The organism is Ochrobactrum sp. PL_is483 (assembly GCF_055816855.1).
Genome location: NZ_JBVPGS010000040.1, coordinates 1 through 26562, shown reverse-complemented (window position 1 = coordinate 26562; position 26562 = coordinate 1). Strand labels below are relative to the sequence as shown.

At 59.3% G+C, this 26562-nt stretch carries 24 protein-coding genes and 1 pseudogene; 17 read left to right on the top strand and 8 right to left on the bottom strand.

From position 1 onward, the window contains the following. Positions 1-11 precede the first annotated feature (11 nt). The 7 genes from AC0TNJ_RS18355 (at position 12) to AC0TNJ_RS18325 (ending at position 8197) form a co-directional block, all read left to right on the top strand. The gene (locus AC0TNJ_RS18355; protein WP_473771953.1) at positions 12-995 is read left to right on the top strand and encodes an ABC transporter permease; all 984 of its coding nucleotides are present in this window, start codon (positions 12-14) and stop codon (positions 993-995) included. Then, entirely contained in the window at positions 992-1867 is an 876-nt protein-coding gene (locus tag AC0TNJ_RS18350) for an ABC transporter permease (protein WP_473771952.1), read from the top strand. Before AC0TNJ_RS18355 ends, AC0TNJ_RS18350 begins: the two co-directional genes overlap by 4 nt. After that, entirely contained in the window at positions 1867-3504 is a 1638-nt protein-coding gene (locus AC0TNJ_RS18345; protein WP_473771951.1) for an ABC transporter ATP-binding protein, read from the top strand. Before AC0TNJ_RS18350 ends, AC0TNJ_RS18345 begins: the two co-directional genes overlap by 1 nt. A gap of 4 nt (positions 3505-3508) precedes the next feature. Beyond that, the gene (locus AC0TNJ_RS18340) at positions 3509-4810 is read left to right on the top strand and encodes an NAD(P)/FAD-dependent oxidoreductase (protein WP_473771950.1); all 1302 of its coding nucleotides are present in this window, start codon (positions 3509-3511) and stop codon (positions 4808-4810) included. Positions 4811-4847: 37 nt separating this feature from the next. Then, positions 4848-5327 carry an L-2-amino-thiazoline-4-carboxylic acid hydrolase gene (locus AC0TNJ_RS18335; protein ID WP_473769233.1) on the top strand — a complete coding sequence of 160 codons (480 nt, stop codon included), beginning with the start codon at positions 4848-4850 and terminating at the stop codon, positions 5325-5327. Position 5328: 1 nt separating this feature from the next. Next, a complete protein-coding gene (locus AC0TNJ_RS18330) occupies positions 5329-6501 on the top strand; it encodes a M20 aminoacylase family protein (RefSeq protein WP_075041547.1) in 1173 nt (390 codons plus the stop codon). A gap of 250 nt (positions 6502-6751) precedes the next feature. Further along, on the top strand, positions 6752-8197 hold the full coding sequence (locus AC0TNJ_RS18325) for a sensor domain-containing diguanylate cyclase (RefSeq protein WP_473771949.1): 1446 nt from the start codon (positions 6752-6754) through the stop codon (positions 8195-8197). On the opposite strand, the gene AC0TNJ_RS18320 is transcribed toward AC0TNJ_RS18325, so the two are convergent. Beyond that, positions 8194-8781, bottom strand: a complete 588-nt coding sequence (locus AC0TNJ_RS18320; RefSeq protein WP_473771948.1) for an IMPACT family protein — start codon at positions 8779-8781, stop codon at positions 8194-8196. The two genes, AC0TNJ_RS18325 and AC0TNJ_RS18320, sit on opposite strands and share 4 nt — an antisense overlap. 272 nt (positions 8782-9053) lie before the next feature. Here AC0TNJ_RS18320 and AC0TNJ_RS18315 point away from each other — a divergent pair, with 272 nt between their 5' ends. From AC0TNJ_RS18315 to AC0TNJ_RS18295, 5 genes are all read left to right on the top strand, one after another. Beyond that, positions 9054-10349, top strand: coding sequence for an amidohydrolase family protein (locus AC0TNJ_RS18315; protein ID WP_473771947.1), 1296 nt, complete (start codon positions 9054-9056; stop codon positions 10347-10349). A 234-nt stretch (positions 10350-10583) separates the two neighbouring features. Further along, positions 10584-11582 carry a BMP family protein gene (locus AC0TNJ_RS18310; protein WP_122002556.1) on the top strand — a complete coding sequence of 333 codons (999 nt, stop codon included), beginning with the start codon at positions 10584-10586 and terminating at the stop codon, positions 11580-11582. A 69-nt stretch (positions 11583-11651) separates the two neighbouring features. After that, positions 11652-13181 carry an ABC transporter ATP-binding protein gene (locus AC0TNJ_RS18305; RefSeq protein WP_473771946.1) on the top strand — a complete coding sequence of 510 codons (1530 nt, stop codon included), beginning with the start codon at positions 11652-11654 and terminating at the stop codon, positions 13179-13181. After that, positions 13181-14224, top strand: coding sequence for an ABC transporter permease (locus AC0TNJ_RS18300; protein WP_473769227.1), 1044 nt, complete (start codon positions 13181-13183; stop codon positions 14222-14224). Before AC0TNJ_RS18305 ends, AC0TNJ_RS18300 begins: the two co-directional genes overlap by 1 nt. Then, positions 14221-15165: an ABC transporter permease gene (locus AC0TNJ_RS18295; RefSeq protein ID WP_473771945.1), complete on the top strand. Its 945-nt coding sequence runs from the start codon at positions 14221-14223 to the stop codon at positions 15163-15165. The genes AC0TNJ_RS18300 and AC0TNJ_RS18295 overlap by 4 nt, the downstream gene beginning before the upstream one ends. Positions 15166-15305: 140 nt before the next feature. Here the strand turns inward: AC0TNJ_RS18295 and typA are convergent, their stop codons facing one another. Together typA and mgtE are read right to left on the bottom strand one after the other, a co-directional pair. Then, positions 15306-17129 carry a translational GTPase TypA gene (gene typA / locus AC0TNJ_RS18290; protein ID WP_122002560.1) on the bottom strand — a complete coding sequence of 608 codons (1824 nt, stop codon included), beginning with the start codon at positions 17127-17129 and terminating at the stop codon, positions 15306-15308. Positions 17130-17329: 200 nt separating this feature from the next. After that, positions 17330-18727 (bottom strand): magnesium transporter, encoded by a 1398-nt coding sequence (mgtE, locus tag AC0TNJ_RS18285; RefSeq protein ID WP_473771944.1) that lies wholly within the window; start codon positions 18725-18727, stop codon positions 17330-17332. Positions 18728-19066: 339 nt separating this feature from the next. Between mgtE and AC0TNJ_RS18280 the strand changes: the two genes are divergently transcribed. Beyond that, positions 19067-21115, top strand: a complete 2049-nt coding sequence (locus AC0TNJ_RS18280) for a M3 family metallopeptidase (protein ID WP_473771943.1) — start codon at positions 19067-19069, stop codon at positions 21113-21115. A gap of 31 nt (positions 21116-21146) precedes the next feature. Here AC0TNJ_RS18280 and AC0TNJ_RS18275 read toward each other — a convergent pair whose 3' ends face one another. The 3 genes and pseudogenes from AC0TNJ_RS18275 to AC0TNJ_RS18265 all read right to left on the bottom strand — a co-directional run bounded on the left by AC0TNJ_RS18275 (position 21147) and on the right by AC0TNJ_RS18265 (position 22668). Beyond that, positions 21147-21500, bottom strand: coding sequence for a VOC family protein (locus AC0TNJ_RS18275; protein ID WP_473771942.1), 354 nt, complete (start codon positions 21498-21500; stop codon positions 21147-21149). Next, on the bottom strand, positions 21500-21706 hold the full coding sequence (locus AC0TNJ_RS18270; RefSeq protein WP_002965766.1) for a DUF1737 domain-containing protein: 207 nt from the start codon (positions 21704-21706) through the stop codon (positions 21500-21502). The genes AC0TNJ_RS18275 and AC0TNJ_RS18270 overlap by 1 nt, the downstream gene beginning before the upstream one ends. Before the next feature lie 16 nt (positions 21707-21722). Further along, a pseudogene (locus tag AC0TNJ_RS18265) lies at positions 21723-22668 on the bottom strand (HpcH/HpaI aldolase/citrate lyase family protein). Positions 22669-22837: 169 nt separating this feature from the next. Between AC0TNJ_RS18265 and AC0TNJ_RS18260 the strand changes: the two are divergent. The 3 genes from AC0TNJ_RS18260 to AC0TNJ_RS18250 all read left to right on the top strand — a co-directional run bounded on the left by AC0TNJ_RS18260 (position 22838) and on the right by AC0TNJ_RS18250 (position 24642). Beyond that, the gene (locus tag AC0TNJ_RS18260; protein ID WP_122002565.1) at positions 22838-23302 is read left to right on the top strand and encodes a glyoxalase superfamily protein; all 465 of its coding nucleotides are present in this window, start codon (positions 22838-22840) and stop codon (positions 23300-23302) included. A 238-nt stretch (positions 23303-23540) separates the two neighbouring features. Next, complete coding sequence (gene leuD / locus AC0TNJ_RS18255) at positions 23541-24146, top strand: 3-isopropylmalate dehydratase small subunit (RefSeq protein ID WP_122002566.1); 606 nt, start codon at positions 23541-23543, stop codon at positions 24144-24146. A 73-nt stretch (positions 24147-24219) separates the two neighbouring features. Then, on the top strand, positions 24220-24642 hold the full coding sequence (locus AC0TNJ_RS18250; protein ID WP_122002567.1) for a metallopeptidase family protein: 423 nt from the start codon (positions 24220-24222) through the stop codon (positions 24640-24642). Positions 24643-24939: 297 nt separating this feature from the next. Here the strand turns inward: AC0TNJ_RS18250 and AC0TNJ_RS18245 are convergent, their stop codons facing one another. Continuing rightward, on the bottom strand, positions 24940-25362 hold the full coding sequence (locus tag AC0TNJ_RS18245; RefSeq protein ID WP_010658490.1) for an organic hydroperoxide resistance protein: 423 nt from the start codon (positions 25360-25362) through the stop codon (positions 24940-24942). 146 nt (positions 25363-25508) lie between these two features. Here AC0TNJ_RS18245 and AC0TNJ_RS18240 point away from each other — a divergent pair, with 146 nt between their 5' ends. Continuing rightward, positions 25509-25964 (top strand): MarR family winged helix-turn-helix transcriptional regulator, encoded by a 456-nt coding sequence (locus AC0TNJ_RS18240; RefSeq protein WP_473771941.1) that lies wholly within the window; start codon positions 25509-25511, stop codon positions 25962-25964. Between the two features lie 153 nt (positions 25965-26117). On the opposite strand, the gene AC0TNJ_RS18235 is transcribed toward AC0TNJ_RS18240, so the two are convergent. Beyond that, positions 26118-26562 (bottom strand): hypothetical protein (locus AC0TNJ_RS18235; protein WP_473771940.1); only part of this gene is annotated, 445 nt, incomplete at its 5' end.

The following is a 26562-nucleotide window of genomic DNA, read 5'->3' as shown; positions in this document are numbered from 1 at the left end:
GATAATCCGCAATGCCCCTGCCCCCGATCCTGACTTTTGCGCTGCGGCGCATCTTGCAGGCCATCCCCGTCATTCTCCTGATCATGATCGGGTCATTCCTGCTGATCAAGCTTGCCCCCGGCGATACGGTGGACGCGCTTGTCGGCGACATGGGCGGCGCAGACCCGCAATTCGTCGCCAATCTGCGCACTGAATATGGCCTCGACCAGCCGGTCTGGACGCAGCTATGGATTTACATGACCAAGCTGGCGCAGTTCGATTTCGGCTGGTCCTATGTCTATGAACAGCCGGTGCTGGACGTTCTGAAAGCCCGCCTCGTGCCGACGCTCCTGCTGATGGTTTCCTCGCTTTCGGTGGCCTTCATTTTCGGCATCGCGCTCGGTGCCTTTGCGGCGCGGCGCGCCTACTCGTTGACCGATAATGCGATTTCCACGCTCGGCCTTGTCTTCTACGCCATGCCAAGCTTCTTCCTCAGCCTCATCCTGATGTTCATCTTTTCGGTCAAGCTCGGCTGGCTGCCGGTCGGCGGTTACAAGACGCTTGGCGGGTTTTATACCGGCTGGAAGAATGTCTGGGATATTGCCGTCCATCTCGTCATGCCGACAACGGCGCTTTCGCTTATCTATCTCGCCTTCTACATGCGCCTGATGCGTACCAGCGTTTTGGAAGTGGCCGACCTCGATTATGTGCGCACCGCGCGCGCCAAGGGCGCCAGCGGCGCAAGGCTGATGTTTCATCACATCATGCGCAACGCCTTCCTGCCTGTCGTCACGCTGCTCGGCCTGCAATTTTCTACCGTGCTTGGCGGCTCGGTCGTGATCGAAACGATCTTCTCGCTGCCCGGCCTCGGCCAGCTTGCCTATACATCCGTGATCAAGCGCGACCTCAACACGCTGATGGGCATCATCTTCCTGTGCTCGGTGCTGGTGGTGATCGTGAATTTCATCACCGATCTCATCTATGCGCGGCTTGATTCCAGGATCGAACTGTCATGACTTCACAGGACCTTTCCCTTACCCGCCCGCAGGTCTCCCGCACGAAAATTCTGTGGCAGCGCTTCAGCCGCAACCGCGCTGCCGTGCTGGGCCTTGTCCTTTTCATCGCCGTGGTTCTGATCGCGCTGTTGGCCGATGTCATTGCGCCCGGCGACCCGCTGCGCCGCGCTGGCGATCCGCTTGTCTGGCCATTTCTCAATGCGGCCACGCCGCTCGGCACCGATCAGCTCGGGCGTGACATCATGGCTGGCATCTTTCACGGCGCGCGTATCTCGCTTCTGATCGGCGTGGTCGCGACCCTGATCTCGATCATCATCGGCATCGTCATCGGTGCACTCGCGGGCTACTATGGCGGCTGGGTGGATGATGTGCTGATGCGCATCACCGAAGCCTTTCAAACCGTGCCGAGCTTCGTGCTGCTTCTGGCGCTGGTGGCAATCTTCGGCTCGTCCATCGAGAATATCATCATCTGCATAGGCATCGTCTCATGGACCGCGCCTGCGCGCATGGTTCGCGCCGAATTTCTGGCGCTGCGCAAGCGTGAATTCATCGACGCAGCGCGCAATCTGGGCGTCGGCAATGTCTCGATCATCTTCCGCGAAATCCTGCCGAATGCCCTGCCGCCGGTGATCGTCTTCGCATCCGTGGTGATGGCCACGTCCATCCTGATGGAAAGCGCGCTCGCCTTCCTCGGCCTCGGCGATCCGAACTATGCGAGCTGGGGCAACATGATCGGCCAGGGCCGCGCCGTGCTGCGCACCGACTGGTTCTGCTCGGTCATTCCCGGCATCGCCATTCTGCTCACCGTCCTGTCCTTCAGCCTGCTTGGCGAGGGCCTGAACGACGCGCTTAATCCGAGGCAGAAGAAATAATGACCGCCGCACCCGTTCTTGAAATCAAAAACCTGCAAATCGCGCTGCCGAAAGGCGCCGACCGGCCTTTTGCCTTGCAAGACCTTTCACTCACCATCAACCCCGGCGAGATCGTCTGCCTCGTCGGAGAAAGCGGCTCCGGCAAGTCGCTTTCGGCAGGCGCGATCATGCGTCTTCTGCCGGAACCGCATGTTCGCGTGACCAATGGCACGATCAGGCTTGAAGGCACTGATCTTTATTCGCTCAGCGAAGCCGATATGAAGAAGCTGCGCGGCAACCGCATCGGCATGATTTTTCAGGAGCCGATGACCGCGCTCAACCCGCAGAAGACGGTTGGCTGGCAGATCGATGAAGTGCTGCGCCTGCACACGAAACTCGGCCGCAAGGAGCGCCGCGCCGCCGTTCTCGACATGCTGGCAGAGGTGAAAATTCCTGACCCGGAATCCGCCTATAACGCCTACCCGCACCAGATTTCCGGCGGCCAGCGTCAGCGTGTCATGATCGCCATGGCGCTGATCCTGAAACCGCGCCTCATCATCGCCGACGAGCCGACCACCGCGCTCGATGTGACCACGCAGGCGCAAATCCTGAAGCTGATCCGCGACCTCCAACGCGAGCATAATACCGGCATCCTGTTCATCACGCACGACTTCGGCGTGGTCGCGGAAATCGCCGACCGCGTCGCCGTACTGCGGCTCGGCGAACTGGTCGAGGAAGGCCCGGCAAATGAAGTGCTGAACCACCCGCAGCACGCCTATACAAAGGCGCTGATTGCCTCGGTTCCAGCCCTCACGCCGCCCGAACCGAAGCCAGCGGGAGACGCGCAGCCGATCATTCTCAAGGCGAGCGCCTTGCGCAAAACCTTCAGGGCGCGCGGCGGCTTGCTGACCGGCAAGCGCAGCGCCGTCTCCGCCGTGAAGGACCTTTCCTTCGAACTGCGCCAGGGCGAAACGCTCGGCGTCGTCGGCGAAAGTGGTTCCGGCAAGACGACCGTTTCGCGGATCGTGACGCGACTGCTGGAAGCCGATAGCGGCAAGGTCGATGTGAATGGCCGCGATTTTCTGAGCGCCAGCCCGCGCGAAGTGCGCGCCATGCGCAAGGATATCCAGATGGTCTTTCAGGACCCGATGGCCTCGCTCAATCCGCGCCGTCGCATCGTGGACCTGATCGCGCAGGGTCCGATCGTCCATGGCGTGCCGAAAGAACAAGCCCACGCGAAGGCACGTGAATTGCTGGAACTGGTCGAGCTCTCGCCCGCTGCCGCCGACCGTTTCCCGCATGAATTCTCGGGCGGGCAGCGCCAGCGTATCGGCATCGCCCGCGCACTGGCGCTTGAGCCGCGCATCATCGTGGCCGACGAACCGGTTTCTGCGCTCGATGTTTCAGTGCAGGCGCAAGTGCTGCGGCTTCTGGCCGATTTGCGCGAAAGGCTGAACCTGTCGCTGCTTTTCGTAACGCACGATCTGCGCGTCGCAGCCCAGCTTTGCGACCGCGTCATCGTGATGTCGAAGGGCGAGATCGCCGAAACCGGGCCGACGGCGCAAGTCTTCGCCAACCCGCAACATGAATATACACAGCGCCTGCTCGCCTCCATCCCCGGCAAGAGCTGGACGCCACCCCGTTTTGAAAATGCGTGAAGCCATGCAAAAAGTAGAATTTCCACCCTCCATCTGGGCCGCAACCGCACCCGAACGCATACCCGCCCCCGCGCTCACAAAAGATGCGGAAGCCGATATTGTCATTGTCGGCGGCGGTTTTACGGGGCTTTCGGCGGCACTCCATCTGGCAAAGCGCGGCAAGCGCGTCATCCTGCTGGAAGGCAAAGCCGTCGGTTGGGGCGCATCCGGGCGCAATAATGGCCAGGTGATCCCGACCATGACCGCCGCCGAGCCGGATGCCATTGCCAAGCGTTATGGTGCTTCGGGCGAGCGTTTTGCCCGATTGATCGGCAACAGCGCCGACATATTGTTTTCCATCGTGCGCGATGAAAACATCGAGGCCGAGGCTGAGCAGAACGGCTGGTTCCAGCCTGCCCATTCGCCGGGCCGGGTAAAACTTTCGCAAAGTCGCGTGGAAGCGTGGAAGCGCTTCGGCTTCCCGGCAGAGTTTCTCGACCGCACGGCAACATCGCAGCTATTGGGCAGCGATTTCTGGTATGGCGGCATGTTCAACCCGACCGGCGGGCATATCAATCCGCTGGCTTTCGCGCGCGGCCTTGCCGCGGCTGCCGAACGCCACGGCGCAATCATCCACGAGCAAAGTCCGGTGGTCGCCTATGCTCAAACGGGCGATCATTGGGAGGTGAAGACCGCCAGCGCCACAGTGCGCGCCAAGGGCTTTCTGCTTGCTACCAACGCCTATACCGGCGAACTGCGCGAAGGGCTTGCCCCGCGCCTTGCCCGCACCATCGTGCCGGTGCTCTCATGGCAGATGGCGACAGCGCCGGTCAGCGACGATCTGCGCGCAACGATCTTGCCCGGCAGGCAGGCGGTTTCCGACACACGCGGCGACCTGCGCTTCTTCCGCTACGATGCCCGCAACCGGCTGATTACCGGCGGCGTTGTGATGGGCGATTTCAACGTGGCTGAGCGCGTCAGGCGCAAGACGGCGCGCAACATGGCGGAAGCCTTTCCGGCCCTTGGCGAACCGGAAATCACCCATGTCTGGAGCGGCTATATCGGCATGACGTGGGATCGCTTTCCGCGTGTCCATCAACTCGGCCCCAATGGCTGGGCATGGATCGGCTGTAACGGTCGCGGCGTTGCGCTTGGCACATCGCTTGGCCGGGAATTCGCGCGCGCACTGGATGGCGAGCCTGTGCAGGAACTTGCCTTGCCTGTCTCGGAACCGGCGCCGCTGCCTTTTCATAAAGTCGCCCGAAAAATCGCACCGTTCTATCTCGCATGGCTTCGGCGCAAGGATCTCACCGAGCCAAATCTCTAACGCATCTCATTGAATATTCATGTGAAAGGTCAGGTCCATGAATCAAATGTCAATTCTCGAACGCCGCCGCATCGAGGCGCTGGTTCTCAAGAATGTCTACGAAGTTATTCGCGAGCGCTCCGGCGAGGACGAAGCGCAAGCCGCAATCGGCGAAGCAGTCAGCCGCTCGGCCATCGAACAGGGCAAAAGCTTTGCCGACGAGCTTGGCCGCACCCCGACCATACAGGATTTTGCCGATATCCAGCCGCTGTGGACGAAGGAAAACGCACTGGAAATCGACGTGATTTCGCAGGGCGAAGATCATTTCGATTTCAACGTGACGCGCTGCCGCTATTCGGAAATGTATCGCGAGATGGGCCTTGGCCATATCGGGCACCTGCTCTCCTGCAATCGCGATGGCGATTTCTGCATCGGCTACAACCCCGACATGAAGCTGGAGCGCACGCAGACCATCATGAAGGGCGCAAGCCACTGCGATTTCCGCTACCGCCTCGAATCCAAAGACAAGGAAGCCTGATATGCCGGTTGAAAACTGGACTTCGAACCAGATTGAAGAACTGGTCGCCTTCCGCCGCGACCTGCACCAGAATCCGGAACTGCTCTATGACGTCAACCGCACCGCCGAAAAGGTGGCCGAGGCGCTGCGTGCTGCGGGTGTCGATGAGGTGGTGACCGGCATCGGGCGCACCGGCGTCGTCGGCGTCATTCGCGGCCAGTCCAACCGTTCGGGCCGGGCCATCGGCCTGCGCGCCGACATGGACGCCCTGCCGATCCTCGAAGAAACCGGCGCTGAATGGTCGTCGAAAGTGCCGGGCAAGATGCATGCCTGCGGCCATGACGGCCATACGACCATGCTTCTGGGCGCTGCCCGCGAACTGGCGCAAAGCCGGGCCTTCGACGGCACGGTCATCGTGATCTTCCAGCCTGCCGAAGAAGGCGGCGCAGGCGCCAAGGCGATGATTGACGACGGTTTGTTCAAGCGCTGGCCGGTCAACGAAGTCTACGGCATGCACAACCGCCCGAACCTTGCGGTCGGGCATTTCACCATCAATTCCGGCCCGATCATGGGATCGGTCGATGTGCTGGATATCACCATTGAAGGCGTTGGCGGACATGCGGCCTCTCCGCACCAGACCATCGACCCCATTCCGGTGACGGCGGCGCTTATTCAGGCGATCCAGACGCTGACGGCACGCACCATCGATCCGCTGGATTCGGCTGTGATTTCGATCACCACCATTCAGGGCGGCGATGCGTTCAATGTCATTCCGCAGAAAATCCGCCTGACCGGCACGGTGCGCACGCTGCGCGAGGAAGTGCGCAACCATATCGAGGAAAAGCTCACCCGCGCCGTGCAAGGCATTGCCGATGCTTTCGGAGCAAAGGCCACGCTCGACTACCAGCGCAACTATCCCGTGACCGTCAATCACGAACAGGAGACCGAGCTTGCGGCGATTGCCGCCGAAGCCGTTGCAGGTGCGGAGCGCGTCACGCGCGACATGCCCGCAACGCTTGGCGGTGAGGATTTTGCCTTCATGCTGAACGAGGTGCCGGGCGCGATGATCAACATCGGCAACGGCCCGAGCGCCAATCTGCACCACCCGAAATACGACTTTAACGATGATGTGATCGCCTGGGGCTGCTCCTACTGGACAACCCTCGTGCGGCATCGCCTGCCAATCAGCAACTGAGCGAACCCGGCCTCTACCGGCGAAATTTGGGTTATGAATGGGCGGTCCGCTGGGCCGCCCTTTTTTCGTCTTTGCGCACAAAGCTGAGACAGCAAGTCATAAAACCCCTAGTTTATGCAAGATAACCATAATATAAGGCGGCCAAATAACCATCGCGGCTTTTCCCGATGGGACGGACAACGCATCCCGAACATTGTGAGACGGCCCCAACCTGGACACGTGTTTCGGCAAAAAGTTGGAACGGAAATCCATGAATATCGAGTCTGCCCTGAGCGACAGCGCCAATATTTTTGACCTCGCGCCAATCTCCCTGTGGCTTGAGGACTATAGCGGCCTGCGCAGGCAGTTCGAAGAATGGCGTGCGCTGGGCGTTACCGATCTGCGGGCGTTCCTGCACGAAGATACGAGCCGGCTGCGCATCTGCACAAGCCATATCCGGGTGCTGAAGGTCAATCGCAAGACGCTTTCGCTTTTCGAGGCCGATAGCGTCGACCATCTGGTCGCGAATCTGGAACGCGTGTTCCGCGACGACATGCTGGACCCGCATATCGACGAGATGGTGCAACTGTGGAATGGTGGCAATGCCTTTTCCAGCGACACCATCAACTATACGCTCGGCGGCAAGCGGCTCGACATTCAGTTGAAGGGTGTCGTTCTGCCCGGCTACGAACATTCATGGGAGCGCGTGCTGCTTTCCATCGAGGACGTGACCGCCCGCGAAAATGCCCGCCGCGAACAGGACCGCCACAAGCAGCATGCGCAGGGGCTTTTCGAGCATTCGCCGGTTTCCCTCTGGGTCGAGGATTTCAGCCGCATCAAGCAGTTGATGGACGATGTGCGCCAGCGCGGTATTGTAGATTTTCGTGTATTCACCGACGTGCATCCGGAATTCGTGCGCCAGTGCATGAGCGAAATCCGCGTGCTCGAAGTCAATTCCGAAACGCTTGCCCTCTTCCTCGCGCCCGACAAGAAAACCCTGCTGCAAAACCTGCCGCACATCTTCAAGGACGAGATGGAGGCGTCATTCCGCGAGCAGCTGATCGACTTGTGGAACGGCTTGCTGTTCCAGCGCCGCGAAGTGGTCAATTACGCCCTCGACGGCACCGAGCGGCATGTGCTGCTGCAATTCTCGGTCCTGCCGGGACATGAGCAGGACTGGTCGCTGGTGCAAGTCGCCCTCACCGACATTACTGCCCGCAAAAAGGCGGAAGCCTATCTGGAATATCTCGGCAAGCACGATGTGCTGACGAAGCTGCACAACCGCGCCTTTTATGTCGATGAACTCAACCGGCTTGAGCGCAAGGGCCATACGCCCATCTCGATCATCATTATCGATCTCAACGGCCTCAAGGCCGCAAACGATCAATGGGGCCATGCCACGGGTGACGGGTTGCTGCGGCGCCTTGGTGAAGTGCTGAATGAGGCAGTAAAGCAGCCGGGCCATGCGGCCCGCATCGGCGGTGACGAATTCGCAGTCGTGCTGCCTTATGTGGACGAGCGCGGCGCCGAAGCGATGGTCGAGGACATCCAGCGGCTGGTGGATATCAACAACCAGTATTATTCGCAGCTCAAGCTCAATCTTTCCATTGGCACGGCCACGAGCCTGCCCGGCGAAAAGCTGGAAACCGTCGCCAAGCGCGCCGACCTGCTGATGTATGAAAACAAACGCCAGCAATATACGGGCGGCATGATCTAGTCGTCGAACTTGATAACTGTCTTGCCGCGCGTCAGATCGGTCACGAGCCGCGCGACATCATCCTGCGCGGCAATGGGCATGGCACCCGTTATCTCGACGCCGGTTCCGGTGAAGTTTTCCTGCGCAATGGCGAGATTGTCGACCGCAGTGAGACGTGCCTTCAAAAGCGCATGGTCGGAAAAATCGCAGGCGAGCGAGAAGCCGATCAGCGGAATGACCTCGGTCTTTTCGGCCTGCCGCAGACAGGTCGCGGCAGTCCCGCCATAGGCGCGCATCAAGCCGCCGCTGCCCAGCAGAATGCCGCCGAACCAGCGCGTAACCACCACCACGATGTTGTCGAGCTGCTGGCCATCGATGGCTTGCAGGATCGGCTTGCCCGCCGTGCCGCTCGGCTCGCCATCGTCGCTGAACCGATAGCTCTGCCCCATGCGCCACGCCCAGCAATTGTGGGTGGCGGCAAGGTCCGAATGCTCGCTCAAGAAATCCTTCGCCGCCTGTTCGTTCGCAACAGGCGCGGCAATAGCCAGAAACCGGCTCTTCTTGATCTCCTGGCTGAAGGTTTCGACGCGGCTGATCGTGAACATGGCAATCCCGAAAACAATAACGTTTGCGCCCTAACATTTTCCATTGAGGATGACGACCCCTTCCAGACTTTATCCGGGCGCTAAGATGCTGACGCATCACGCCCGGAAATGCTCAATCGCCGCACGGGCTTGACCAAAACTCGATGAGCCAAACTCATTGAGTTTTGGTATTTCCCGCCATTGCGCCCACCGGTTATAGAGTATAAGGCAATTGAAAAATGAGCCCTTCTTTTGGGCTCGGTTCTTGCATACCCAGATGAAAGGTCCCGCCGATGTTCGATTTGATCGTGAGAAACGCCAATCTCCCCGACGGTCGCGAGAAGCAGGACATTCTGGTCAAGGACGGCAAGATTGCCGACATTATCCCATCCAGGGGCGAGCATCAGGCGGCTCAGGAAATCGACGCAACCGACCGGCTCGTAACCCCGCCTTTCGTCGACCCGCATTTCCATATGGACGCGACCCTGTCGCTCGGCCTGCCGCGCCTCAACCGCTCCGGCACGCTTCTGGAAGGCATCGCGCTCTGGGGTGAACTGAAGCCGATGCTGACCGTCGAAGCCATGGTCGAGCGCGCATTGCGCTATTGCGATCTGGCCGTCAGCCAAGGCCTGCTGGCGATCCGCAGCCATGTCGATGTCAGCGACCCGCGCCTTCTCACCGCAGAAGCGATGATCGAGGTGCGCGAGAAGGTGAAGCCTTATATCGATCTGCAATTGGTCGCCTTCCCGCAGGACGGCTATTACCGGTCGCCGGGCGCGGTCGATCTCGTCAACCGCTCGCTCGACATGGGTCTCGATGTCGTTGGTGGCATTCCGCATTTCGAACGCACCATGGCCGACGGCGCAGCCTCGCTGGAAGCGCTGTGCCGCATCGCCGCCGAGCGCGGCCTGCCGGTCGATATTCATTGCGACGAGAGCGACGACCCGATGTCGCGCCATGTCGAAACGCTGGCCGCCGAGACCATGCGCTTCGGACTGCAGGGCCGCGTTTCCGGCTCGCATCTCACCTCCATGCACTCCATGGACAATTATTACGTCTCGAAACTCATTCCGCTGATCGCGGAAGCGCAGATGAACGCCATTCCAAACCCGCTTATCAACATCACGCTGCAGGGCCGCGCCGATAGCTATCCGAAGCGCCGCGGCATGACCCGCGTGCCGGAACTGATGGCGGCGGGCATCAATGTCGCCTTCGGCCACGACTGCGTGATGGACCCGTGGTATTCGATGGGTTCCGGCGACATGCTGGAAGTGGGACACATGGCAATCCATGTCGCGCAGATGACGTCCATCGAAGGCAAGCGGCAGGTTTTCGACGCGCTGACCGTCAACTCGGCCAAGGCGCTCGGCCTCGAAGGCTACGGTCTGGCCAAGGGCTGCAATGCGGATTTCGTGGTGTTGCAGGCACGCGATCCGATTGAAGCGCTGCGGCTCAAGGCAAACCGCCTCAAGGTCGTGAAGCGCGGCAAGGTGATCGCCGAAACCCCGCAGCGCGTCAGCACGCTCAATCTCGAAGGCCGTCCGGCATCGGTTGACGGGGCTGATTACGCGCCAGTCGGCCAGCTTTAGAGCCGGTTCCTGTTTTTTACTGAATTACCGGAACCGCTCTAACTATTTGTTTTGTCGCATTTTCCAACGCAAAACCGTTTCACACTTTTGCGGGAAATGCTCCAGAATCTTCTTGAATTAAAGGCGGTTTGGGCAATGATGGAAATCGTTGCTCATGACATACGCACGTCGAAACGAAGCAACCGGCTGCGCGCACCCGCGCGCCGAAAACACACATGAGGGGTCCCTGACCAAATGACCAAAATCATCAAGACATCGAACTTCACGCGCCGCGATTTTCTTGCAATGTCGGCAGCGCTTGGTGCAACGGCAATGACCACCCGCGCCTTCGCCGCCGATGAAAAGCTGAAAGTCGCAGGCATCCACGCCTCGCCGGTTGAAAATGCCTGGAACTCGCGCCTTCATGCCGCCCTGCAACAGGCCAATGATGCTGGCCTGATCGACTATGTTTTTTCCGAAGGCGTTTCGGCGAGCGACTATCCCCGCGCCATGCGCGAATATGCCGAACAGGGCATCAAGCTGATCGTGGGCGAATCCTACGCCGTCGAGCGTGAAGCACGGCAGGTAGCGGGCGACTATCCGCAGACGGCTTTCGTCATGGGTTCCTCCGGCAAGCCGCAGGGCGACAATTTCGGCGTGTTCGGCACCTGGAATTTCGAAGCTGGCTATCTCACCGGAATGCTGGCGGGCGCGATGAGCAAGTCCGGCATCTTCGGCTCGGTCGGCGCGGTGCCGATCCCGGAAATCAACATGCTGATCAACGCCTTTCAGGACGGCGTGCGCGAAACCCGGCCCGACGCGAAATTCGTCGCCTCCTTCATGGGCACCTTCTTCGATCCACCGAAGGCGCGCGAGGCCGGGCTTGCGGCAATCGATTCCGGCGCGGACATTCTGTTTGGCGAGCGCATCGGCACGGCAGATGCCGCCAAGGAGCGCGGCATCAAGGCCATCGGTTCGCTGACCGACTATACGCCGCGTTATCCCGATACGGTTTTTGCCAATGCAATCTGGAACTTCGGGCCAATCCTTAACGCAGCGATCGCGGACGTGAAGGCTGGACAGCCTGCGGGCAAGGACTACACGCCTTTCAGCATGATGAAGGAAGGCGGCAACGACATCATCTATGTCAAGGGCATCGCACCGGCGGAAGCGGAAGCGAAGATGGAAGCGCGCCGCAACGAGATCAAATCCGGCACCTTTACGCTCAAGCTGAACGCCGAAGAGCCGAAATAATCCTGCCTCCGCGCCGGTGCTTCAACGCTCGTTCCAGCACCGGCGCGCCCTCCTGCACGGGCCTCTCCCATGACCTCCACCGTCCTTGAACTGCAAAATATCACCAAGCGCTTTGGCCCGTTGACCGCCAATGACGATATTTCGCTCAAACTCGAACGCGGCGAAATTCTTGCATTTCTTGGCGAAAACGGTGCAGGCAAGACCACGCTGATGAATATCCTGTTCGGCCATTATGTGCCGGATGAAGGCCGCGTCTTCGTCAAGGGCGCGGAAATCCCGCAGGGCAAACCCCGCGCTGCAATCGATGCGGGCGTGGGCATGGTGCACCAGCATTTCACGCTGGCGCCCAATCTTACCGTGCTTGAAAACATCATCACCGGCACCGAAAGCCTGTGGAAGCTCAAATCCGCGCACGGGCCTGCGCGCACCAAAATCGCCCAGATTGCAAAGCGCTTCGGCTTGCAGGTCGATCCCGACGCGCGGCTGGGCGATCTGTCGGTGGGCGAGCAGCAGCGCGTCGAAATTCTGAAAGCGCTCTATAACAACGCCGACATACTGATCCTCGACGAGCCAACCGCCGTTTTGACCACGCAGGAAGCGGAAAGCCTGTTCGCAACGCTCAAGGAGATGGCGCGTCAGGGCCTGTCGCTGATCTTCATTTCGCACAAGCTGCATGAAGTCATGTCGGCAGCCGACCGCGTTGTCGTCCTGCGCGGCGGCAAGCTTGTCGCCGAACGCAAGGCTTTCGAAACTTCAAAAGAAGAACTCGCCGAACTGATGGTCGGCCGTCGCGTTTCGCGCCCTGCACGCGCTGCGGCCACACCCGGCGAGACCTTGCTGGAAGCAAAGAATGTAATGGTCGTTGAAGATGGGGCCACCCGCCTTTCCGACCTCCATTTCCACGTTCGCGCCGGCGAAACGCTTGGCATCATCGGCGTGTCGGGCAACGGCCAGGCAGCGCTTGGACGTCTCGTTTCCGGCCTCAGCCAACCGGCAAGCGGCGAGCTTGCAATGTTCGGGCAGATGGTCACGAAATTCGACCCTCGCCAGTTTGTGGCGGCGGGTGTTGGCCGCATCCCGGAAGACCGCAATGCCGAAGGCGCAATCGGCGATCTGACGCTATGGGAAAATGCGGTGCTGGAGCGCGTGCGCGATCCGCAGTTTTCCAATGGACTTCTGGTCAACCGCACGGCAGCGCGGGAATTTACCAACCGCATCATCAAGGATTTCGATGTGCGCGGCGGCACGCCCGACAGCCGCATTCGCCTGCTTTCCGGCGGCAACATGCAAAAGCTAATTCTGGGCCGCAATCTGGAAACCGCACCGCGCATCCTGATCGCCGCGCAGCCGACGCGCGGCCTTGACGAAGGCGCCGTCGCGGCCATCCACGCCCGCATTCTGGAAGCGCGCGCCAAGGGCGCCGCCGTATTGCTGATCTCCGAAGATCTCGATGAAATCATTGGCTTGGCGGATCGGGTTCAAGCGATTGTTAAGGGCCGTCTTTCCCCGCCCATCGACGCGGAAGAAGCCAATGCGCAACGATTGGGCCTGATGATGGCTGGCGAATGGCAGAATAATACCAACAAGGGGCTGAACTGATGCGTATTGAACGACGCGAAACACGGCCCATGGCTCTGGTGGCAACGGCACCGATCATCGCCGTCCTGACCGCCTTCGTGCTTGCCGGATTACTGATCGCCGCCGCCGGTGCGCCGGTTCTGGAAGCCTTCCGGCAGATCGCCATTGGCGCTTTCGGTAACAAGCTTTCGATCACCGAAACGCTCACCCGGGCAACGCCCCTGATGCTGACCGGCCTTGCCGCCGCGGTCGCCTTCCGCTCGAAACTCTGGAATATCGGTGCTGAAGGCCAATTCTATATGGGCGCGCTGGCGGTGGTCGCCTGCGGCACGCAGTTGCAGCTACCAGCCGCCATCCTCATACCGCTTCTGCTGATCGTCGGAGCGATAGCGGGCATGATTTTTCTTCTGATCCCGCTCGGGCTTCGCCTGCGCTTTGGCGTCGATGAAGTGGTGACGACGCTGCTTTTGAATTTCGTCGCCGTGCTCATCGTTTCGATGATGATCGAAGGGCCGATGAAAGATCCGCTTGCCTTCGGCTGGCCGCAATCCGAACCCGTTCCCGATGCTGCCGTGCTGCCCAAGATCATGTCCGGCATGCGGCTCCATATCGGCATCGCGATTGCCATCGCTCTGGCGCTCATCATCGCCTATGTGCAGAAGCGAACCGTATTCGGGCTTGAAACCAAGGCTGCGGGGCTCAATCCTGCCGCTGCGCGCTTCGCCGGTGTGCCCTTGGCCAGAACCCTGATAAAGGTCGCCTGCATTTCCGGCGGGCTGGCCGGGCTTGCGGGCGCGATACAGGTCATGGGCGTGAAGGGCTATGTCACGACCGATCTTTCGCCCGGCTTCGGCTATTCGGGCATCATTGTCGCGATGCTCGCCAATCTGAACCCCATCGGCGCGATCTTCTCCGCGCTTTTTGCAGCCGCCATGTTCGTCGGCGCCGACGGCATGAGCCGCGCCATCGGCATCCCGAGCTTCATCGCCGATGTTACCGTCGCGCTGTCGCTCCTGACCATGCTGGTTGCTCTGTTCTTCACACAATACAGGATCGCCCGATGAACGAGTTGATGGATATTCTACTCTCCGCCGGTCTGTGGGTTTCGGTCCTGCGCATTGCCACGCCGCTGATTTTCGGCACGCTCGGCGCGCTTTATTGCGAACGCGCCGGTGTGCTCAATCTCGGCATCGAAGGCATCATGACCTTCGGCGCAATGATCGGCTGGCTGACCGTGTTCAACGGCGCGGACCTATGGACCGGCGTAGCGGTTGCGGCAGCTTCCGGCGCGCTGTTCGGCTTGCTTCATGCGACGCTCACCGTGCCGCTCGGCCTGTCGCAGCACGTTGTGGGCCTGGGCATCACACTGTTTGCTTCAAGCCTTTCCTATTTCCTGTTCCGGCTTCTGGTGCCGCTGTCCTCAACACCGCCGTCCATCACGCCTTTCCAGCCGCTCAATCCGGCCTGGCTTGCGGAAGTCCCGTTCATCGGACAGGTGCTTGGCACACAGACGGCATTGACATGGATTGCCGTTCCGCTGGCGCTTTTGCTCGGTTACGTCCTGTTCCGCACGCCTCTCGGCCTTGCCATCCGCATGACCGGCGAAAACCCGCATGCGGCGGAAGCGCAGGGCATCAACCCGATCCGCGTGCGCATTTTCACGATCATGTTCGGCAGCGCGCTGATGGCCGTGGGCGGCGCGTTCCTGACGCTTTCGGCGTTCAATTCGTTCTTCCCCACCATGATGCAGGGACGCGGCTGGGTCTGTATCGCGCTTGTCGTCTTCGCCTCATGGAAACCGGCTCGCGCCCTTCTGGGTGCCCTGCTCTTTGCGCTGTTCGATGCGTTCCAGCTTCGATTGCAGACGGTTTACGGCAAGGCCGTGCCCTACCAGCTTTTCCTCATGATCCCTTACATCATGTCGATTGTGGCGCTGATCATCATGGCGCGCCGCGCGCGGGTTCCGCAGGCGCTGATGCTGCCCTATCGCCGCGGCGAGCGGTAAGCGCTTCACGCAACACCAGCACCTCATCCTGAGGAGCCGCCGCAGGCGGCGTCTCGAAGGGCAAGGGGCGGCGAGCGATAAAACTCTCCAAACAAAAACGGCGGCCTTTCGGACCGCCGTTTTCTTTTATGCTGTCGGGCTTATGCAGCGCTCGACTTGCTCTTTTCAAAGCGCTTGCGCTCATTCGGATCAAGATAGAGCTTGCGAAGGCGGATCGACTTCGGCGTCACTTCCACCAGCTCGTCATCCTGAATCCAAGACAGGGCGCGTTCCAGCGTCATCTTGATCGGCGGGGTCAGCTTCACGGCTTCATCCTTGCCAGCGGCGCGGATGTTGGTGAGCTTCTTGCCCTTCAGGACGTTGACTTCCAGATCGTTGTCGCGGCTGTGAATGCCGATCAGCATGCCCTGATAGACCTTGACGCCTGCGTCGATGATCATCGGGCCGCGATCTTCAAGGTTGAACAATGCGTAGGCCACTGCTTCACCCTGATCGTTGGAGATCAGAACGCCATTGCTGCGGCCTGCGATTTCGCCCTTGTATGGCTGATAATCGTGGAACAGGCGGTTCATGATCGCCGTGCCGCGCGTATCGGTCAGAAGTTCCGACTGATAGCCGATCAGGCCACGGGTCGGCGCATAGAACACCAGACGCACGCGATTGCCGCCCGAAGGACGCAGCTCGACCATTTCGGCCTTGCGTTCGGACATCTTCTGCACAACCGTGCCGGAATATTCTTCATCGACGTCGATGACGACTTCCTCAATCGGCTCCAGCTTTTCGCCGTTCTCGCCGTCCTTCATGACGACGCGCGGACGCGAAACGCCAAGCTCAAAACCTTCACGGCGCATGTTTTCGATCAGAACCGCAAGCTGCAATTCACCGCGACCGGACACGAAGAACGAATCCTTTTCGTTCGATTCCTCGATCTTCAGCGCGACATTACCTTCGGCTTCTTTCAGCAGACGGTCGCGAATGACGCGGCTCGTCACCTTGTCGCCTTCGGTGCCCGCATAAGGGCTGTCGTTGACGATGAAGGACATGGTGACCGTCGGCGGATCGATCGGCTGGGCTTCCAGCGGCGTATTGACCGACGGATCGCAGAACGTGTCGGCAACAGTGCCCTTGGAAAGACCGGCAATAGCGACGATGTCGCCTGCCTGTGCTTCTTCAATCGGCTGACGCTCGATGCCGCGGAAAGCGAGAATTTTCGAGATACGGCCATTTTCAAGCAGCGAACCATCCTGACCGAGAACCTTGACGGCCTGGTTCGGCTTGATTGAGCCCGAATGAATGCGGCCCGTAATGATACGGCCCAGGAACGGATCGGCTTCCAGGATGGTGCCGATCATGCGGAACGGACCTTCGGCGACCTTCGGTGCCGGAACGTGCTTCAGCACGAGGTCGAACAGCGGGGCCAGACCTTCGTCCTTCGGACCGTCCGGGTTCAGCGCCATCCAGCCATTGCGGCCCGAACCGTAGAGAATCGGGAAGTCGAGCTGTTCGTCGGTCGCATCGAGATTGGCGAAGAGGTCGAACACTTCGTTGACGACTTCTTCATGGCGGCCATCCGGGCGGTCGATCTTGTTGATCGCGACGATGGGCTTCAGGCCGACTTTCAGCGCCTTGCCGACGACGAATTTCGTCTGCGGCATCGGGCCTTCAGCAGAGTCGACCAGCACGATCGCGCCGTCCACCATCGACAGGATACGCTCCACCTCGCCGCCGAAATCGGCGTGGCCGGGCGTGTCGACAATGTTGATGCGGGTGTTCTTCCAGACAACCGAAGTCGCCTTGGCCAGAATGGTGATGCCGCGCTCACGCTCGATGTCGCCGGAGTCCATCATGCGTTCACCAACACGCTGGTTCTCGCGGAACGAGCCAGCCTGTTTCAAAAGTTCGTCAACCAGAGTGGTTTTGCCATGATCGACGTGTGCGATAATAGCGATATTACGCAATTCCATATGGAGATCACTTCTATATGAGTTGGGAGCCGCGCCAACAGACCCGCGCGGAAAAACAATGCGGCGCTCTTACAGGTTTTTTTGCCTTTTAGAAAGGGGCAGCACGAAACTGCCCCCCAATTAACCCGAAAAACCCGGATTTCATTACGTTTTTACACGGCTAATCTGTCAGTTTTTTGTCACCGAAAGCATTCGGGCCGTTATAAAAGCGTGCCCGACAAAATTACCAGCGCGACGCTGAAATAGATCACAAGACCGGTCACATCGACCAGCGTGGCAACGAAAGGCGCCGATGCGCTGGCCGGATCGAAGCCGAGCCTTTGCAATATGAACGGCAACATGGACCCGGTCAGCGAGCCGAATGTCACGATGCAGACCAGCGCCATGCCGACGGTTGCGGCCACAAGAATCCAGTGTTCGCCGTAGTCATAGATGCCGAGCGTCTGCCAGATGGCGATGCGTATGATGCCGATGACGCCGAGGAAGCTTCCGAGCGCCAGACCCGTTGGCAATTCGCGAAGGGCGACGCGCCACCAGTCCTTGAGCCTGATTTCCTGCAAGGCAAGCGCACGAATAATCAGGGACGTTGCCTGCGAGCCGGAATTGCCGCCCGAAGACATGATGAGCGGGATGAACAATGTCAGCACCAGCGCCTTTTCAAGCTCCAGCTCGAAATGCTGCATCGCGCTCGCGGTCAGCATTTCGCCGAGGAAAAGGATGCCGAGCCAGCCAGCGCGTTTTTTCAGCATCTCGCCGAAACCGATGCGCATATAGGGCTTGTCCAGCGCCTCCATACCGCCGAAACGGTAAGCGTCCTCGCTGGCCTCTTCGGTCATGGCGTCCAGCACGTCATCGACGGTCACGATGCCGATGATGTGGCGGCTTTCGTCCACCACAGGCACGGCCAGAAGGTCATGCTTGCGGAAAAGCCGGGCCACTTCCTCACGGCTTGCCAGCGGCGAAATCGTGATTGGTTCGTCATCGCGGGCAATCGAAAGGATCGGCTCGTCCGGCTCGCGGATGATAAGGCGGCGCAGGCTGACCACGCCCAGCAGAACGCGGCTGACCGGATCAATCACATAAATCGCATAAACCGTCTCGCGGGTGCGCTCGACCTTGCGGATATGTTCCAGCGTCTGGCCGACATTCCAGTTGGAAGGCACGGCAATGAATTCGATAGTCATGAGCGAACCCGCCGTATTCGGCGGATAGCCCATCAGCTTTTTCAGCGCGACCTTGGTCTCAGGCGCGAGAATGGGAAACAGGCGTGCGCGGTCATCGTCTTCCAGTTCCTGAAAAACGTCGGTTGCACGGTCCGCAGACATGCCATCGAGCAAAAGACTTACGAGGCCGGGCGGGAGCGTGGCGATGATTTCGGTAGCACGGTGCAGTTCCGGCTGATCGAGCAGGCGGATGGCATCTTCGTGCGAAAGCTGGGCGATGACGGCGACTGCATCATCGGCATCGAGTTCGTTAACGAGTTCCACTGCGTCGCCGGTACGCATATCCGCAATGCGGCTTGCGATGGCAGCAGCAGGAAGGTCGGCAACATTGAGTACTTCCGGGGAGAAGTTGTTGTCGGTCTTAAGGCCGGTCATGGGGCTTGCCTTTCTGTCGATCCGCCGTCAAAGGCAGACCGTGCAAGCCGACCGCAAGCGATCAGATCACGAACTGCCTTGACGGCTGAAACAATCGACTGTGACTGTCGCTTGGCATAAGAGAATAAAACTCCGGTTGAAAATGCTGCCGCTGAATTCCGGCTGCGAGCGTGATTTGCGCTTGGCCGCCCATAAAGTCAAGCCCTGCCGGACGATGTGGAACGGTTTTCCCGCAAGTTAGCTCCCACGGTTTCCCTCTTGCTTGGTAGCAAGGCGGCGCATAGGGTCACGACTTATTAATTTGCTGCATATCGATGCCATCTCAACCGGAGCTTCATCATGTCCGACAAAACCGCCCACAATCACGCGCTGACAGACTGGAGCGGACCGCTGGGCCTGCCGGATTTCACCGCGTTCAGGGACGAGGATTTCGCACCCGCCTTCGATGTGGCGCTGGCGGAAGACCTTGCCGAAGTGGAAGTCATCGCCGGGGCGAGCGACGCGCCAACCATCGACAATACGCTGAAGGCGCTGCAATTGACGGGCAAGGCGCTAGACCGCGTTTCCTCCATTTTCTGGCTGCGTGCAGGCGCGCATACCAACAACACGATTCAGGCGCTGGAGCGCGAAATTGCGCCGAGAATGTCGCGTCATTATTCGCGCATCATGATGGACCCTGCCCTTTTCGCCCGCATTGACGCGCTTTATGAAAACCGCGACATGCTGGACCTCGACACCGAGACCAAGCGCGTTCTTGAAAAGACATGGAAAGGTTTCGTCCGGTCAGGTGCGAAGCTCGATGAAGCGGGCAAAACGGAACTCGCAGGCATCAATGAAAAGCTTGCCGGACTTGGCGCCCGCTTCGGCCAGAACGTGCTGAAGGATGAATCGAGCTGGGCGCTGTTCATCACCGATGAGGCTGACCTCGCCGGTCTGCCCGATTTCCTGAAAAACGCCATGCAGAGCGCTGCCGCCGAGCGCGGCAAGCCGGATGCATGGGCCGTTACGCTGTCGCGCTCGATTGTCGAGCCGTTTCTGTCATTCTCGCAGAACCGAAGCTTGCGCGAACAGGCGTTCAACGCCTGGGCGAAGCGCGGTGAAAATGGCGGTGAAAGCGACAATCGTGAAATCGTGCGCGAAATGGTGGAACTGCGCGAGCGCAAGGCGCAGCTGCTCGGCTACGCCAACTTTGCCGCCTTCAAGCTTGACGACACCATGGCCAAGACGCCCAAGGCGGTTATGGATCTTCTCGAACCGGTCTGGGACAAGGCACGCGCCAAAGCCCGCCAGGAAGAGGTGGAGCTGGAGCGTCTGATCGCAGCCGATGGCGGCAATCACAAGGTCGCGCCATGGGACTGGCGCTTCTATACGGAAAAGCTGCGTGCCGAACGTTTTGCCTTCGATGAAGCGGAACTGAAGCCCTATCTTCAGCTTGAAAAGATCATCGAAGCCGCTTTCGATGTGGCAGGTCGACTGTTCGGCGTCCGCTTCGAGGAGAAGACGGGCATTACCGCATGGCACCCCGATGTGCGCGTGTTTCAGGTGCTCAACGCCGATGGCAGCGAACGCGGCCTGTTCCTTGGCGATTATTTCGCGCGGACATCGAAGCGTTCGGGCGCGTGGATGAGTTCCCTGCAATCAAGTCACAAGCTTGATGGCGGGCAGAAGCCGATCATCTACAATGTGATGAACTTTGCCAAGCCAAAGGACGGTGAACCTGCCCTGCTCTCGCTGGACGACGCACGCACGCTGTTCCACGAATTCGGCCATGCGCTGCATGGGCTTCTGTCGGACGTGACATGGCCAGCCGTCGCTGGCACCGCCGTTTCCCGCGATTTCGTGGAACTGCCGTCGCAGCTTTATGAACACTGGCTCACTGTTCCTGCGGTTCTCGAAAAATACGCCGTGCACTATCGCACCGGAGAAGCCATGCCGAAGGCGCTGTTGGACAAGGTACTGGCCGCCCGCACCTTCAATTCGGGGTTCAACACGGTCGAGTTCACCTCATCGGCGCTCGTGGACATGGCATTCCACACCGGCACGGAAAAGATCGCTGATCCGCTCGCCTTCGAGGTAAAGACGCTGGAAAAGCTCTCCATGCCCGATGCAATCATCATGCGTCATCGCACGCCGCACTTCACCCACGTATTCTCGGGCGACGGTTATTCCGCGGGCTACTATTCCTATATGTGGTCGGAGGTGCTGGACGCAGACGCGTTTTCCGCATTCGAGGAAACCGGCGATGCCTTCAACCCGGAACTGGCAGCGAAACTGAAGCTGCATATCTATGCCGCCGGCGGCAGCCGCGACCCGGAAGAGCTTTACAAGGCATTCCGCGGCAAGATGCCGACACCGGACGCGATGATCGAAAAGCGTGGACTGAACTGAACAAGGAAAAAGGCCGGGAAACCGGCCTTTTTCAACTCTTGTGAGTCAGGATATTCACGAGCCGCCCATAAGGGTCACGCGTGAAGAAACGGCGTACGCCCCATTCCTCTTCCGCCGGACCGTATTCGACGGGGAAACCCAGCGCGATGGTGCGTTCCAGCACGGCGTCGACGTCATCGACCTCTATGGAAAGATCGGGCACTGGCGTGCCCGCCCCGCCTTCGCTCATGATGCTCACCTGTACCCGTGCCTCAGCATCGGTGGCATAGGTGACGATCCAGCCGAAATCCATCGCCACATCGAGGCCCAGCAAGTCGCCATAGAAGCGCTTTGCCGCCGCCGGGTCACCGGCGGCGATATTGGCGACGATGCGGCGCACGGCCATCAGTATTCGCCGAGCTTGATGTCTGGCGTGTAATCAACGCCGTCGACTTCCTTCACCACCGGCTGGCCGCAATGCATGACGCCGGTGGCGGCGTTGAAGGCATAGGTCGGCGAGCCATAGAGCTGCCAGCCCTTGTTGAGGGCCGCCGTGACGCGATGGCAGAATGCGGAATCGTCCGGGCCTGTAATGAAACGATATAACTTCATGCTGGTACTTCCTCTGTTATAACTTTGCGCCCGCCTTGGCGAGCAAACGCTCGGCCATTTCGAGATGCAGTCTTTCAACCATTTGCCCATCAAGCGAAACGACGCCCTTGCCGGCATTTTCGGGCTGGGCGAAAATATCAACAACGGCGCGGGCATAGGCCAATTCGCTTTCCGTTGGCGAGAATGCGCGATTGGCCGCTTCGATCTGGCCGGGATGAATCAACGTCTTGCCGTCGAACCCCATGGCGGCACCTTGCGCGCATTCCGCCTCGAAGCCAACGCTGTCGCGAAAATCATTATAAACGCCGTCGAGAACAGTGATCCCTCCGGCGCGCGCCGCAAGAATGATCTGCATCAGCCAGGGGATCAGATAGGGTCGCCCCGGTTGCGGGCGCACGCCCGTTTCCCGCGCAATATCGTTCGGCCCGACGACAAAGCAGGCAAGCCGCACCGCCGAACGGTGGCCGAGAACCGCAATTTCGTCGGCATTGAGAATGCCTCTTGCCGTCTCGATCATCGCCCAGACGCCAACTGCGGGATCAGCATCGTGACGATCAAGCCGGTTGGCCGCGTCGATTATATCCTGCGGACGTTCGACCTTGGGCAGGAGGATCGCATCCGCCCCCATTTTCGCCGCAGCCGCAACATCGTCCCTGCCCCATGGCGTTTCCGCCGTATTCACCCGCACGATGCGTTCGAAACCTGCCTTCGGATGGCTTGCAAAATGCGCCGACAGCGCGTCACGCGCCAAAACCTTTGCCTCCGGCGCAACGGAATCTTCCAGATCATAGATCACGCAATCGGCGGCAAGCGTCAGCGACTTTTCCAATGCCCGTGCATTGACGGCAGGAACGAACAGGACGGAACGGCGAGGACGAGCAATGGTTTTCATGTCCCGATTTGTGCACTGAACCGCCGGGCAGCGCAAGCACAGAGAGCGCTTGCGGACCGGGCCTTGAAATCCTGCGTCGACACGCCTATTTTCCGGCCTTCGGTTGAATGCACCTGCCGCCCGCAGCTTCCAAGCCATGGTAAAGCATTCTGACTTCTCGTTCCTGTTCCGGTGACGGCAGAAACGGCAATGCGGGCACCCGTTCATGAAAACGCCGCTCACAACCAGGAGCGAAAACAATGACCACAGCTATCATCGCTGGGACCAATAACGTTGACTTCAAGCATCAGGCCCGCCGTCTGCGGCAGGCACTGAGCGAGGAAGGCATCACCATCAGCCACGGCAAGGCGCTTGACCTTGTGGCACGCCAGTCCGGCACACGCGACTGGAACACGCTTGCCGCCAATGGCAGCAAGGCGGAACCCGCTTTCGTTTCGGACGAAACCGCGCCCTACCGCGTCGGACAGCGCATCACCGGCATGTTTCACACTACGCCGTTCGATGCCCGCATCATTGCAGTCGAGGAAACGATCAAGCCTGAATTGTGGCGTATCACCTTGCGGTTCGATCCTGCCATCGATGTGGCTATGTCGCCAAACCTCTCAATGCGGCGGGGGCGTTATACGATCGTGGTCGGCACCGACGGCAAATCCCGCCGCCTGACCGGCAGCGAGAGCGGCGGCGTCGCACTGAATGTTGCATAATTACTCAAAATGCCTCGCATACGCATGATCCGTAAAACTTGACGCCGTTTACAGACAGGATTATGCGCATTACCCGACAGTCGAACGATCCGGCGCGTTTGCAAGCGCGCCGGATAATTCGCAAGGCGGGTCGGGAGTTGCGACCTATTGGGCAGTTTCGGCCTCAAACGTTGACTCTCGGTCAAGCTGATGTAAACCAGTTTGCAAATTGCAAATTCCCAACCGACAGGTTCAGGACATGGATAAGTTCACCAAGCTCACAGGCGTCGCTGCCCCCCTGCCGATCGTCAATATCGACACGGATATGATCATTCCGAAGGATTACCTGAAGACGATCAAGCGCACGGGCCTGAGCAAGGGTCTTTTCGCCGAAATGCGCTTCAACGAAGACGGCACGGAGAACCCGGATTTCGTCCTGAACAAGCCGGGCTACCGCAACGCGCAGATCCTCGTCGCAGGCGACAATTTCGGCTGCGGCTCCTCGCGCGAGCATGCGCCATGGGCCTTGCTCGATTTCGGCATCCGCTGCGTGATCTCGACCTCGTTCGCCGATATCTTCTACAATAACTGCTTCAAGAACGGCATTCTGCCGATCAAGGTCGCCCAGGAAGACCTCGACAAGTTGATGGACGACGCTTCGCGCGGCGCCAATGCAACCCTCACCATCGATCTGGAAGCCAAGGAAATTCACGGCCCCGATGGTGGCACCATTTCCTTCGACCTTGATGATTTCAAGCGCCATTGCCTGCTCAACGGTCTCGACGATATCGGCCTGACCATGGAAAAGGCTGGCAGCATTGACGCATTCGAGGCTAAACGCGCCGAACAGCGCCCCTGGGCATGATGACTGAAAGCATTATATATGGCCTGCAAGAGCCCGGTGGCCTGAGACATTGAATAGGACACGATTGGCTGGAATGGCCCGAGAAGATCAAAGCGGTGACTGGGCGGGACGACTCTCGCCCTCGCTCGACGAAATTGAATCCATCGCGATTGAAGCTCTTGCGCATCTGCCGCAGGAGTTTCGTGCGCTGTGCGGCGACATCATCATCCAGATCGCCGACTTTCCCGACGATCAGATCATCGAGGATATGGGGCTGGAAACGCCTTTCGACCTGCTCGGCCTCTTCGAAGGTCGCGGCATCGGCGAACGCTTCAGCCTTCAGACCGGCGATGGCCCGAACCGCATTACGCTCTATCGTCGCGCGATCCTCGACTACTGGTCTGAACATGAAGAAGTGCTGGGCGATATCATCACCCATGTACTGATTCACGAGATCGGTCATCATTTCGGCCTGTCGGACGACGACATGGAGAATATCGAAGCTCAGGCGGAGTAGTCGCCTGCCGTTTACGGGAGCGATTTAAAGCGCTCCATCATCCCTCAAGAACTTGATCGCCATGAGAGCGGCGCACCGGCTGAGCAAGACGTCTCGCTCTTCTGAGAGGTCTGCGGCAAAGCGATCTGCAAGCCTGCGATATGAGGTATTTATTACTGGATTTGCAAGGTAGCGCGCTTCCATTCTTTCACACGTGGAGCGAAGTTCGCGAATATCCGGGTTCATCGAAATGGCTTCCTGCTAAAATTTGGAAAATACCATAAAAGGCGCCCTCGTCGGGCGCCTTTTCCATGTCTGTCAGGCCACACTCAGGCGAACATCGATATTGCCGCGTGTTGCGTGCGAATATGGGCAGACAATGTGTGCTGCCTGAACCAGCTCTTCTGCTTTCGCCTTGTCTACGCCCGGCAAGGCCACTTGCAGCGCGACATCGAGGCCGAATCCCGTACCATCTTCTCGCGGACCGATACCGACCGTCGCGGTGACCGTGCTGTCGGCTGAAATGGCAACTTTTTCCTTTGCGGCAACGAACTTCAACGCGCCGAGGAAGCAGGCCGCATAGCCGGAAGCGAAAAGCTGCTCGGGATTGGTGCCCTCGCCGCCCGAGCCGCCGAGTTCCTTCGGCGTGTCGAGAACGACGCTGAGCCGTCCGTCGGCGGTTTTGGCGCTGCCGGTACGGCCGCCGGTTGCTGTGGACTGGGTGGTATACAGAATTGGCATTGGGTTTCTCCTTTGGCTCATCTTCCCAACCAAGCTTGCAGATTATTAAATTGCGCGCAATCTAATTTTGCGAAATATAATATCACGATTATATGATGCACAATTGGATTGCACTTGATGTATATATTTCCCAAGGAGTTATCCCGATGAAGCGCGACGAACAGGAATCCAGTCTCGACCTATCCAACATGGTCTGTTTTGCGATCTATTCGACCGCGAATGCGCTGTCGCGCGCCTATCAGCCCATCCTCAACAAACTTGACCTCACCTATCCGCAGTTTCTGGTCATGATCGTGCTGTGGGAACAAGATGATCGGACCGTCTCGGAAATCGGCGCAAAACTCAATCTGGATTCAGGAACCCTGACCCCGTTGCTGAAGCGGCTTGAAGCTGCCGGACGCATTGCACGGCGGCGCGATACCCGCGACGAGCGGCAAGTGCGCATTACATTGACCGACGAGGGCCGGGAGTTGCGTAAGGAGGCTGAGAGCATTCCCGAGCACGTGTTCTGCGCGCTTGGTCAGCCTGTCGATGAATTGCAAGATTTGCGCACGCGCTTGCTCGACATACGCGGCAATCTCGCCAACGGCCTCAACCGCTAACAAAAAAGCGCCGGAAAACCGGCGCTCGGACTTCTGATAAGGCTATGCCAGATCAGCGATAATGGTCGTTATAATGCTTGTCGTACCAAAGCCAGCCAAAAGCAGCGGCCGCTACGATCAACGGGAAAACATACCAGAAGAACACTTCAGACGTCATGGCTTTAGTCTCCCTAGAACACGCCTTGCCGCTAAATGTAAGCCAATCGCCGGCAAAATCCAAGCTGCAACGCCGAGAAAAGACACAAGCAGTCCACTCCCCGGTGTGAAATTAAAAGTCTTGCCCAAAACCCCGACAGCGAGAAACGCCGTGGAAAGGCGATCAAGATTGTTCGCCAGCAACTTGGTTCGTTCGTTGTGTATCAAACTCATATTGCCCTCCCCATCCCGATCACTTCTTATCCCAGAGCCTAATGGACCGCCACTTGCATCAAACAAAAAGCGCCGGAAAACCGGCGCTTCAGGCCGCTGACAAACCCGTCGATATTTTTCGGCGGGTTTTGTTTTTGGGAGGGGGTCGCGTTTTGTGACTGTACTGGCGAGGCGTTGCAAACGGCTGCAGCCGCTCATGCGCTGGCTGCCTTTGGCGTCTTTGTCAGGA

Bases quoted from the DNA above. Each gene is read 5' to 3' on its own strand.
- AC0TNJ_RS18355 (WP_473771953.1), top strand. From the start codon at position 12: ATGCCCCTGCCCCCGATCCTGACTTTTGCGCTGCGGCGCATCTTGCAG.
- AC0TNJ_RS18350 (WP_473771952.1), top strand. From the start codon at position 992: ATGACTTCACAGGACCTTTCCCTTACCCGCCCGCAGGTCTCCCGCACG.
- AC0TNJ_RS18345 (WP_473771951.1), top strand. From the start codon at position 1,867: ATGACCGCCGCACCCGTTCTTGAAATCAAAAACCTGCAAATCGCGCTG.
- AC0TNJ_RS18340 (WP_473771950.1), top strand. From the start codon at position 3,509: ATGCAAAAAGTAGAATTTCCACCCTCCATCTGGGCCGCAACCGCACCC.
- AC0TNJ_RS18335 (WP_473769233.1), top strand. From the start codon at position 4,848: ATGAATCAAATGTCAATTCTCGAACGCCGCCGCATCGAGGCGCTGGTT.
- AC0TNJ_RS18330 (WP_075041547.1), top strand. From the start codon at position 5,329: ATGCCGGTTGAAAACTGGACTTCGAACCAGATTGAAGAACTGGTCGCC.
- AC0TNJ_RS18325 (WP_473771949.1), top strand. From the start codon at position 6,752: ATGAATATCGAGTCTGCCCTGAGCGACAGCGCCAATATTTTTGACCTC.
- AC0TNJ_RS18320 (WP_473771948.1), bottom strand. From the start codon at position 8,781: ATGTTCACGATCAGCCGCGTCGAAACCTTCAGCCAGGAGATCAAGAAG.
- AC0TNJ_RS18315 (WP_473771947.1), top strand. From the start codon at position 9,054: ATGTTCGATTTGATCGTGAGAAACGCCAATCTCCCCGACGGTCGCGAG.
- AC0TNJ_RS18310 (WP_122002556.1), top strand. From the start codon at position 10,584: ATGACCAAAATCATCAAGACATCGAACTTCACGCGCCGCGATTTTCTT.
- AC0TNJ_RS18305 (WP_473771946.1), top strand. From the start codon at position 11,652: ATGACCTCCACCGTCCTTGAACTGCAAAATATCACCAAGCGCTTTGGC.
- AC0TNJ_RS18300 (WP_473769227.1), top strand. From the start codon at position 13,181: ATGCGTATTGAACGACGCGAAACACGGCCCATGGCTCTGGTGGCAACG.
- AC0TNJ_RS18295 (WP_473771945.1), top strand. From the start codon at position 14,221: ATGAACGAGTTGATGGATATTCTACTCTCCGCCGGTCTGTGGGTTTCG.
- typA (WP_122002560.1), bottom strand. From the start codon at position 17,129: ATGGAATTGCGTAATATCGCTATTATCGCACACGTCGATCATGGCAAA.
- mgtE (WP_473771944.1), bottom strand. From the start codon at position 18,727: ATGACCGGCCTTAAGACCGACAACAACTTCTCCCCGGAAGTACTCAAT.
- AC0TNJ_RS18280 (WP_473771943.1), top strand. From the start codon at position 19,067: ATGTCCGACAAAACCGCCCACAATCACGCGCTGACAGACTGGAGCGGA.
- AC0TNJ_RS18275 (WP_473771942.1), bottom strand. From the start codon at position 21,500: ATGGCCGTGCGCCGCATCGTCGCCAATATCGCCGCCGGTGACCCGGCG.
- AC0TNJ_RS18270 (WP_002965766.1), bottom strand. From the start codon at position 21,706: ATGAAGTTATATCGTTTCATTACAGGCCCGGACGATTCCGCATTCTGC.
- AC0TNJ_RS18260 (WP_122002565.1), top strand. From the start codon at position 22,838: ATGACCACAGCTATCATCGCTGGGACCAATAACGTTGACTTCAAGCAT.
- leuD (WP_122002566.1), top strand. From the start codon at position 23,541: ATGGATAAGTTCACCAAGCTCACAGGCGTCGCTGCCCCCCTGCCGATC.
- AC0TNJ_RS18250 (WP_122002567.1), top strand. From the start codon at position 24,220: ATGGCCCGAGAAGATCAAAGCGGTGACTGGGCGGGACGACTCTCGCCC.
- AC0TNJ_RS18245 (WP_010658490.1), bottom strand. From the start codon at position 25,362: ATGCCAATTCTGTATACCACCCAGTCCACAGCAACCGGCGGCCGTACC.
- AC0TNJ_RS18240 (WP_473771941.1), top strand. From the start codon at position 25,509: ATGAAGCGCGACGAACAGGAATCCAGTCTCGACCTATCCAACATGGTC.